At 71.9% G+C, this 2,819-nt stretch carries 1 protein-coding gene; it reads right to left on the bottom strand.

Annotated elements, in window-relative coordinates:
* Positions 1-1,027, bottom strand: a 1,027-nt coding sequence (locus AB0K09_RS31950) for a helix-turn-helix domain-containing protein (RefSeq protein ID WP_366068887.1), incomplete at its 3' end; no start/stop codon positions are given.
* Positions 1,028-2,819: the final 1,792 nt, after the last annotated feature.

A 2,819-nucleotide genomic window follows, 5' to 3' on the forward strand; every position in this document is an offset into this window, starting at 1 on the left:
GGTGCCGCGCCCACGCCCGGCCGGGACCGGTTTCGAGCAGCGGGCGCAGGCAGAGGCCTGCGGTGCCCGCGTCCGACGAGGGGAGCTGGTCGCGCAGGTAGAGGGCGACGTACAGAGAGGTGCGCGTTCGCACGTCTGCGAGCTCCACTCCAAGCAGCCCGGCGGCCCGCTCCATCCGCGACCGGACGGTGTTGCGGCTGACACCGATGAGCTTCGCCGTGCGCACGGCGGTGAATCTGAGCGCCAGGCTCATCGTCGTCAGCAACTGGCTCCGGCTCCCCGGGGGCACCGCGTCCAGCGGTCGCAGCACCTGGGAGGCCCACATCCCTGCTTCGGCCGGCAGGACGTCCACCAGGTCGGTGCGCACGAGGTTCCCGGCCAGGCGGGAGGGCAGGTGCCGGGCGGCGGCCAGGTTCCGGGCTGCGTCCTCGTAGGCCAGTGCGACGTGCGTGAGAGCATGGCGCCGGCTCAGCCCCATGTACACATCCGGATGGGAAACAACGTATGCGGACAGCGCCGAGATCACACCGTCCGCCGTCGCTCCGTCGGTGACCGGCACGACCACGATCACATGGTTGTCGAACGCTGGGCAGGGCACGACAAGTACGCGATCCCCGACACGATCCCCGCACTCACGGGCCACCCCCTCCCGTGCGTCCATGGGCACTTCCAGAACGCAGACATGGGCCCACTCCGCGTCCAGCACCCCGGGAGCCGCCGCGGCCATCGTCCGCTGGGCCAGGATCACCTCGCCGCCCATCAGCAGCTGAAGCACGGCGAGCCGCAGCTGTCCGCTGTTTGCCTCCCCCTCCCTGCGGGAGGCATCCGCCTCCGCCACTCTCAGCAGCAGTTCCAGGACGACGGCCGCGTGTCCGCAAAGCCGCGCTGTCTCCGCGTCGAAGGGGAGCGTCCGGTTGACCAGGAGGATGTGGCGTGACGGCCGGTCGCCCAGACCGTACATCCGTGTGTGACTGCCCGCTTCGGAGACCACGGCCGAGCCGACCTTCCCGTGGGCGACGGCCCGCACTTGCTCTCCGAGGCCTCCGTCATCAGCCGCGACCGCATCCGGGACTGCGTCGACGCCTGCGATTTGTGCGGTCCCCCGTACGGTGCGGGCCAGCCAGCCGACGATACGGCCGGCAGCCGCCTCGGGGCCGGCAGGCCCCACACGGGCCAGTCGGAGCAGCTCCGCCAGCTGTCCTGCCGGTGGCAAGGTGGCATCAATCGACGCTAACGCGTTCATCCTTCTGTCTCCCCCACAATGGTCATCGGCGTTGCCGTGGACGGTGGTCGCCCCCTGACGATCATGCCCGCCGATCGTTGGGAGAGACAGGACGCGGATCCCAGGCCGATGGTTCGGGATCGACCGATGGCGCCGACGGGCCGACGTCCCGCACTGCTGCATGCGGCCGCCCGTTCGGGAATCGCAAGTGTGCCCGGAATCAGGTGACAGGGTGTCAGATGGGCACTGCAACGCCGATCAGGCGTGGCCGGAGGCAGAGGCCCGAAGCTGAAGGTACGGCACGTTGGAAGGGGTGGCCCAGAGCGGCAAGCCGTACGTGCTGCTGGCCGAGCGCGTCCCGCCCGCCCCCGAGGGAGCGGCGTTCTCGGTGTGTCTACGCAGCGCCCACCCGCAGCTGCTGACCCGGGGTGCGCACCGGCATGAAGGGGTTGGCCGCGGAGTCCGGCAGATCCGGCCGCGCGCAGCAGGGCCCGGGACGAAGCCCAGTTGTGGGTCGATGCCCACGGGCGGCCGGCCTACCGGGACACCGCCCCGGCGGCCCTTCCCCCTGCCGCCGGGTGCGTCCGCCACTCCCGTCCGACCGTCCGTCTCCCGCGCGCCCAAGGTGGGCAAGCGCCCGTCGTCCGCCGGACAGCGGCCGATCACCACTGCACGGCACGCGGGACCGCCCTCGCCCAGGGCACGTCCCTCACCCGCGCGCCTCTCCAGCACACCGCCGGCTCCTGGTACGACCAGCACGCCAGGAACCGACGTTCCGTCCACCGCCCCGCCGGCGCAGGACCGCGCCGTCGTGCCGTCTGCCGAGCCCGGCCACGCTGCACCGCCGGCACCGCAGATCGCTGCGCAGCGGCCGGCCGGTGCCGAGCAGCCACTGGCCCAGCAGCCCGGACCCGGCAAGACGACCGAACAGGCAAGCCCTGCTGCACCAGCCCAGCCGGCTCCACCGACACCCGCCGACTCCCCCGCCGTCCTACCCGCCCACCATTCCACCGGCCCCGAACGAACCGGAGCCTGCAGCACCGCGCGGCAGGCTCCGCGGAGCCCTGCGCCGCTTCCTGGGCGGCCAGCATCACGGGGCGTAGAAGCCGTGCGAGGCGGAAGGCATCGGCTCCCCGGTCAGGGTGCACGCCCTGCCCGTGGGCCGGACCGTCCAGCGTCCGGAGACGTTGGATGATCGCGCGGCGCTGCTCGTCCTCGCGCTGAAGGAGCGCGGCCTCGATGTTCGGGTCACGGTGCGCTTCGATCGCCGAGCGCAGCACGCCGACCAGACACTGGGCGGGAGCGTTCCCGCCCGACGTGGGTAGCAGGACGGGAACAAGCGGCGGCCGGGGGCGTGCGGCGGCGCAGACAGCCGGTAGCTGGCGACCTGCTGCTACACAGCGCCGTCGCCCGGAGGCTCACGCACGGCCACGCCAGCTTCTTCCCTGGCCGCGGCCGCCTCGGCGTTGTACGGCGGCAGGCCCACCAGGAGCACGACCCTGAGAGGTCGTTTTCGCCCGATGTTTCATCCCGAGATTGGGTGTTAAGTAGCCTTCGTCGGGTCGCGCCAGGAGATGGTGTTCTCGCTGGTGAGGCG

The organism is Streptomyces sp. NPDC049577 (genome assembly GCF_040675635.1).
Taxonomy (GTDB): Bacteria; Actinomycetota; Actinomycetes; order Streptomycetales; family Streptomycetaceae; genus Streptomyces.